This window comes from Betaproteobacteria bacterium (genome assembly GCA_009377585.1).
In the GTDB taxonomy this organism is placed as follows: Bacteria; Pseudomonadota; Gammaproteobacteria; order Burkholderiales; family WYBJ01; genus WYBJ01.
On record WHTS01000196.1, the window covers coordinates 1 to 6,838 of the forward strand.

A 6,838-nucleotide genomic window follows, 5' to 3' on the forward strand; every position below is an offset into this window, starting at 1 on the left:
GCCGCGCGCCATTCGCGATCAAGTCAGCAAGGAGCTCGCGCGTATCCTCGATCTGCCTGATGTCAAGAAGCGCCTCGCGACCATCAGCTACGTGATCGCGCCGACCTCACCCGATGAATACGACACGATCCTGCGCGGCCAGATCGCGGTGCTTGCCAGCTTGACCCGCGATCTCGGCCTGCGACCCAAGTAGCGGCCCGCCTCCAGGATCGATGACCGCCCTGCGATGTCACTTCGGGCGCACTCGAGCAGCCTAGGTTTGCTTGAAGCAGCGGGTCGCGTTCTCCCAGAAGAGCTTGCGCCGGATCTCCCCGCCCAGGCTCGACCACTCGAGGACCTTGTCGATCGAGTGGGGGAACCAGGATTCGTGATGCGGGTAGTCCGAACCGAACATCAACACGCCGTCGCCGAGCGCGCCGGTCACCATGTTGAACATCGGTTCGTGCTCGTGCACCTCGATGTTGCAGAACACCCGCCCCGCGGCGAAATGCTCGCTCGGCAGGTGCTTGAGCTTGGCCGTGCGTCCGACGTAACTCACTTGCTCGTCCATGCGCCGCACCCAGAACGGCAGCCAGCCGAAGCCGCATTCGAGCACCGCGAGGCGCAGGCCGGGGTGACGATCGAGTATGCCGCCGGCGAGGAATCCGGCCATCAGGCGCATCGCTCCCCATGGATGCGAACATAGCCGCGCGATATAGACGTTGTCCCACATGTCGCGGTAGCCGGGGAAATAGGGCGGCGTCCAGGCGAAGCTGTGATGCACGATTGCAAGATCGTGCGCTTCGGCCGCCTCCCAGATCGGTTCCAGGTCGGGGTGATCGACCGGACGGTCGTTGTCGAGCAACGGCTGAACCGCGACCGCCCATTTCGATTTGCCCCAGGCGCGGATCTCCCGCACTGCCTCGGCGACGTTGCGTGTCGAGGCCACGATCGGGCCCTTGAGCCGGTCCGGGAACGGCGCGCAAAACTCCTGCATGTGTCGATGGTAGGCGCGAATCAACCCGACTTCGAGCGACACGTCGGTCAGCCCGACGACGCTCGTCCAGACGGAGGGAACGAGGAAATGGACGTCCGAGCCTTCGGCATCCATATCGAGCACGCGGTTGTCCGAGCGGTCATCGACGACGCCGGGACGCGGCCGCCGTTCGCCGCGCCATTCGCGTGCATCGCCCGATCCGGGACGCGACTCGGCTTCGCCCAGCGTGCGCTCGTATGCCTTGCGGGCGAACCGATACGTGTGCCGGATGCTGCCGTCGTCACTGCGAGATTTGGTGGCGATCCGGTAGGGTGCCAGATCGTCGAGGCGCGGCCGGAAGGCGGGATCGACGTATTTCTCGAGCACGTCGGCGCCGGGGTCGATATGCGTGTCGGTGTCGTAGATGCGGATGCCTTGCTTCATACCACTTCTCCTCGTGGCTCCCGTTGCCGCCTGTGTCATCCAAGCTGCGCATCGGGAGATCGAAAGCACCTCGCCAGCCGCCACTGTATTGGCCGGCCGGTCAACCGTCAAACGCTCGATGTCGCCGAAGGTTCTGTTCGAGCAATGCTATCTTGAGGGCTTCATCGCCCGGAGATATCGAGGAGACCATGATGCAGGCCCGCGCACTTCACCGCATGCTGATCGCCGCCGCGGCGTTTTGCGCCGCCCATCCCGCCGTCGCGGCCGACGCCTACCCGGAAAAAACGGTGCGGTTCATCGTGCCGTTCCCGCCTGGCGGCGCGACCGATGTCGTGACGCGCCTCCTCGCGCAGAAGCTGAACGAGCAGTACAAGCGCCAGGTCGCACTGGTCGACAACCGTGCCGGTGCCGGCGGTGTCGTCGGCTCGGAAGTTGCCGCGCGCGCCGCACCGGACGGCTACACGCTCATCATGGGCACGACCGGCACGCACGCGATCAACGCGAGTCTCTACGCGAAGCCTTCCTACCATCCGATCCGGGACTTCGTCGCCGTCACGCCGGCAGCACTGCTGCCCAACATGATCGTCGTGCATCCCTCGGTGCCGATCCGCAACGTGAAGGAGATGATCGCGCTCGCGCGGGCGCGCCCGGGCCAGCTCTCGTACGCGTCGTCCGGCAACTTCCTGTATCTCAGCGGTGCGCTCTTCACCAGCATGGCGAAAGTCGAGATGCTGCACGTGCCGTTCAAGGGCGGTGCGCAGGCGATGCCGGCGGTTATGTCGGGCGAGGTGGCTTCCTCCTTCGCGACCATCGTGTCATCGCTGCCGCTGGTCGCGAGCGGCAAGCTGCGCGGGCTCGCCGTGACGAGCGCGAAGCGCTTTCCGACCGCGAAGGAGTTTCCGACCGTCGCCGAGTCGGGGCTGCCGGGCTACGAGGCGGTTGCGTGGTACGGCGTGTTCGCGCCGGCGGGCACGCCGCAGGAGATCATCGGGCAATTGAACGCCGACATCGTGAAGGTTCTGGAATCGCCCGAGGTGCGCGCGCTGCTGCTCAAGCAGGGCGCGGAAGCCTACACGCTGAGCCCCGCGGAGTTCGCTAAAGTGATCGCGCGCGACGTCGAGAAATGGGCCAGGGTCGTGAAGGCTTCAGGCGCGACGGCGAATTAGGAACGCGAGGCTAACCGCGGCCCGCGGCGCCTCGTGTGCTGTCCTCGGCCACCACGCCGAGCAGGCGGTCGAGGTCGGCCTTTAGCTTCGCAAAGCCTGCCGTCTTGCGGAACGTCTTTGCGTCCATGAAGAGTTTCTTGTTGATTTCGACCTGGATCGAGTCGATGCCGCGCGCGGAGTTTCCGTGGCGCGCGATCAGCTCGTTGCCGATGTAGGGCTCGTTCACCGATACGCTGTAGCCGTAGCCGCGCAGCGTATCGACGACCAGCGCGATCGCTTCCTTCGAGGCGGTTTTTCCCTTCAAGTCGCTCACGCAGAAGTCTGCGCGCGGCTTGCCGGCGTCGGGATGTGTGGGCGCGCCGAGCGCGGACATGCAGTGGCAGGAGATCTGCCGCAGCACACCGAAGCGCGCGTGCAGCGCATCCGCAATGCGCTGCAACTCGGCGTGATAGGGTCGGTAGTAGAGATTCAGCCGCTCCTCGATTTCCGCCACGGTGAGGCTACGCTCCTGGAACGATTCTCCGAATCGGGACTTCGTCTTGATTAGACCGAGGCCCTCGAGCGTTCGCTTCGTGGGCCGCAGCTCCAGCGGCCATGTTCCGTCGACGACCGCAGGGTCCATGTCGGATTCGTTGCGGTTGACGTCGATCCAGGTGTTCGGAAACATGCAGTAGAGCAGCGTGCCGCCGACTGCCGGCGCGCCTGCCCACAGTTCATCCACGTACATCGAGACGTTGTCGTGCACGGTCGTGAAGGGGAGCGGTGTGCGGTAGTGCGGTGGATATTCTCGGCCGCTGCGCGATACATCGACGAGCAGCGGCACCGGTGCGGCGGCGGGCTCGTGGCGCAGGTACAGCCCGGGTTCGATGTGGATCATGCGGCTTTCCGTATTCGACCAGATCTAGGCTCGACGGCATTCTATTGATCGTTCCGTATTGGACGACAGTCCAATACGGACGCGACGCTCCCCTCTCCCCCCGGGAGAGGGGTTGGGGGTGAGGGACGAGCGTGTCATGGAATAGGGAACGCTCGATAGCAGCCGAGTCGGGGCGGACCGGCACCGCCAGCTGTCGCGAGTTATCCGCAGCGCTCGCAGGCGTGAGCAACGAGTGCTACGCGGCAGTCGCAACGCTCATTGCTGCGGCAGGCCGATTGAGCGGATGATTTTCGAGAATTTGTCGATCTCCTTGCGGCAGTGTTCGGTGAGCTGTGCCGGTCCGCTGCCGACGGGAACGACGGCAAGGTCTTTCAGCCGCCTCGCGGTGTCGGCATTGGCGAGCGCGGAGACGACCGCCTTGCCGAGCGTGTCGATCGCCGACTGCGGCGCGCCCGCGGGCAGCATGATCCCTGCCCACGAGTACATCTCGTAGCCGGGTAGCGTTTCGGCGATGGCGGGAACATCGGGCAGGTCGGCCACGCGCTTCGGCATCGATACGCCCAACGCGCGCAGCTTCCCGCTGCGAAAGTGGGGCAGGCCGACCGCGATGGGCACGAAGTAGATGGCCGTCTCCCCGGAAACGGCGGCGGCAACCGCGGGGCCGCCACCCTTGTAGGCAACGTGCAGCAATTTCACGCCTGCAAGCCCGTTGAAATACTCGGCGGCGAAATGCGTTCCGCTGCCGATTCCGGCCGACGCGTAGGTCAGGTCGCCGGGGCGTGATCTTGCGAGCTTGATCAGCTCGGGCACCGTCTTCACCGGCACGGATGGATGGACGGCCGCGACGAAGGACGAGACCGCGACGAGGCTCACGGGGACGAAGTCCTTGAGCAAGTCGTAGTTCAACTTGCGGTAAAGCGCGGAATTGATGCTGTGGTTGGTGTGTGCGTAGAACACGGTATAGCCATCGGCGGGCGCGCGCGCCGCGACCTCGGCGCCGATGTTGCCGCCGGCGCCGGCGCGGTTGTCCACCAGGATCTGCTGACCCAGGATCGGCGTCAGCGCGTTCGCTACGATGCGCGCCACGGTGTCGGGGTTGCTCCCCGCGGAGCTTGCTACGATGAGCCGCAGCGGTTTCGCTGGATAAGTTTGCGCCGCTGCGGCGCAGGCGCAGGCGGCCAGAACGCAGCCAGCCGCTGCGCGGACGTTGCGGTAGGTCATTTCCTTCTCCTCCTTGATTCCGACGCCGGATGGCGGCGAGGTCCGCTCTGAAGCCAATCGAGCGATCGTAACTCGGTCGATGCGCTCTCTACTGCGCTTGGATCTTTGCCTGGCGGATAAATGCGCCGAACCGATCCCGATGGCTACGATTATCACACCGAACATTCCCGAAGCCGAGTTGCTGCTCGGCCATCCCATCGCCGACGATGCGCGCGCGGATGCCGCTCTGTTCGAGCTAACGCCCGCCCGTCAGCTCATTCGGTACCTGCGCACGGCATCCGGATCCCATTCAAGCCCATTCCCCGGGCGGTCGGAGACGACCGCGTAGCCGTCATCGATACGCAAGGGCTCGGCGAGCACTGCGTTCGCCCAATCGACGTATTCCAGCCAGTGCGCCGTCGGTGTGACCGCAAGCAGATGCGCACTGACCTCCGGATACAGGTGCGATGACATTTTCATCCGATGCCTGCGCGCCAGATCGCTCGCCCGCAGCCATCCGCTGATGCCGCCGATGCGCTCCAGGTCGGGCATCACCAGATCGCATGCCCGCGCCGTCAGCGCTCTTTCCATGTCGTGAACCTGGGAGAAATTCTCCCCGAGCTGCACCGGCGTTGCGACTGCGCGGGTAATCTCGGCGCAGCCGGCAAAGTCGTCGTGCCGAATCGGCTCCTCGATCCACTCGATTCCTTCGCCATCGAGCGCCCGCCCGCGGCGGATCGCTTCCTGCACACTCAAGGCCTGGTTGTAATCGACCAGCACGGCGACATCGGCAGGAATGCGCGCGCGCACGGCGCGCACCGCGGCCAGATCGGCTTCCAGCGTGGCATAGCCCAGGCGCAATTTCAGCGCTCGAAAGCCCCCGGCCAGAAGTTTCTGCGCTTCGTCCGCAACGGCGCCGGCTTCCATCAAGCCGAGGCCGCAGCTGTTGTATGCAGGCACCGGCGCAGATGCGCCGCCGAGCAGGGTCGCGAGCGGCATCGCGGCCGCCCTCGCCACGGCATCCCAACAGGCCACGTCGAGCATGGCCATCGCCATACGCACGATGCCCTGGACACCGATCAGCATGAACCGCTTGTTCAATTTGAGCCACACCGCAGCGGGATCCACGCGATCGCCTTTGACCGTACGAGAGACTTCATCGAGCAGGATCGCCACGGCCGGGGCGGCTGCCGGCAGGTAGCAGAACTGGTAGGCGTGCCCGGTCACGCCTTCCTCGGTTTCGAGATCGACGAGCAGCAGCGGCGCCTCGCGCACGGTTTGCGCGCTGGTGCCCAGCACGTATGTCATCGGCACTTTCACTCCGACGGCACGGATGTTCCTGATCGTCAGTTCAGGCTGTGTCATCAATTGCCTCGCCGCCGAATAGAGGTTGGGTGGGTCGACTGAATCACTGAATCACTATCGGCGTCAAGCCGAAAGGAATCTGCTCACCAATGGCAGAGCCCTTGCCAGCGTATCGCTGAAACACGCCCATCTCGCCGCCGTCACCTCCTGCCGATCTCGGTGCGCACGTCCAGGAGCTCCGGGAACAACGGCGTCTCCAGCGACTTCCTCAGAAAGGCCACACCCGCGGTGCCGCCGGTGCCGCGCTTGAAGCCGATTACGCGCTCCACGGTCTTCACGTGGCGGAAGCGCCAGAGCTGGAAGTTCTCCTCCAGGTCCACGAGCTTCTCGCACATGTCGTACTCATGCCAGTGGCGCTCCGGATCCTCGTATACGGTCTTGAAGACCTGCACCACGCCGTCGTGGCGCTGGTAGGGCTGGGTCCAGTCGCGCTGCCTGCTTGTTGCCGAGCATGAACTCGATCGCGCGGAACTGGTGCGACTGCAGTCCGGACGCGGGTCCGAGCACATCGCGAAACTGCGCGTATTCCGAAGGCGTCAGGGTTTCCAGCACCGCCCACTGCTCGAATAGCTGCCGCTGCACCTGCTTGGCGCGCGCGAGGATCTTGGAGCAGGGCGCCAACTCGTCGGCACGCACATGCGCGATCGCCGCGGCAAGCTCGTGTACCAGCAGCTTCATCCAGAGCTCCGAGGTCTGGTGCTGGATGATGAACAGCATCTCGTCGTGGTGCGTGGAGCGCGGCCGCTGCGCGTCGAGCAGCAGGTCGAGGCGCAGGTAGCCGCCGTACGACGACTCGCGCGCGAGATCGGTGATGATGCCCGGGTCGTCGGC

General features: G+C 65.1%; 6 protein-coding genes and 1 pseudogene. 2 read left to right on the forward strand and 5 right to left on the reverse strand.

The window, feature by feature from the left end:
• Positions 1-253: 253 nt before the first annotated feature.
• Positions 254-1,438 carry an amidohydrolase family protein gene (locus GEV05_29865; protein ID MPZ47492.1) on the reverse strand — a complete coding sequence of 395 codons (1,185 nt, stop codon included), beginning with the start codon at positions 1,436-1,438 and terminating at the stop codon, positions 254-256.
• Between the two features lie 149 nt (positions 1,439-1,587).
• Between GEV05_29865 and GEV05_29870 the strand changes: the two genes are divergently transcribed.
• Positions 1,588-2,565 carry a tripartite tricarboxylate transporter substrate binding protein gene (locus GEV05_29870; protein ID MPZ47493.1) on the forward strand — a complete coding sequence of 326 codons (978 nt, stop codon included), beginning with the start codon at positions 1,588-1,590 and terminating at the stop codon, positions 2,563-2,565.
• Between the two features lie 10 nt (positions 2,566-2,575).
• Here GEV05_29870 and GEV05_29875 read toward each other — a convergent pair whose 3' ends face one another.
• Entirely contained in the window at positions 2,576-3,442 is an 867-nt protein-coding gene (locus tag GEV05_29875) for an N-formylglutamate amidohydrolase (GenBank protein MPZ47494.1), read from the reverse strand.
• Positions 3,443-3,697: 255 nt separating this feature from the next.
• Positions 3,698-4,861 carry a tripartite tricarboxylate transporter substrate binding protein gene (locus tag GEV05_29880; GenBank protein ID MPZ47495.1) on the reverse strand — a complete coding sequence of 388 codons (1,164 nt, stop codon included), beginning with the start codon at positions 4,859-4,861 and terminating at the stop codon, positions 3,698-3,700.
• Here GEV05_29880 and GEV05_29885 point away from each other — a divergent pair.
• Positions 4,743-4,991, forward strand: coding sequence for a hypothetical protein (locus GEV05_29885; protein MPZ47496.1), 249 nt, complete (start codon positions 4,743-4,745; stop codon positions 4,989-4,991). The genes GEV05_29880 and GEV05_29885 overlap by 119 nt on opposite strands.
• On the opposite strand, the gene GEV05_29890 is transcribed toward GEV05_29885, so the two are convergent.
• Positions 4,913-6,007: a mandelate racemase gene (locus GEV05_29890; protein MPZ47497.1), complete on the reverse strand. Its 1,095-nt coding sequence runs from the start codon at positions 6,005-6,007 to the stop codon at positions 4,913-4,915. The two genes, GEV05_29885 and GEV05_29890, sit on opposite strands and share 79 nt — an antisense overlap.
• A gap of 140 nt (positions 6,008-6,147) precedes the next feature.
• A pseudogene (locus GEV05_29895) lies at positions 6,148-6,823 on the reverse strand (tryptophan 2,3-dioxygenase).
• Positions 6,824-6,838: the final 15 nt, after the last annotated feature.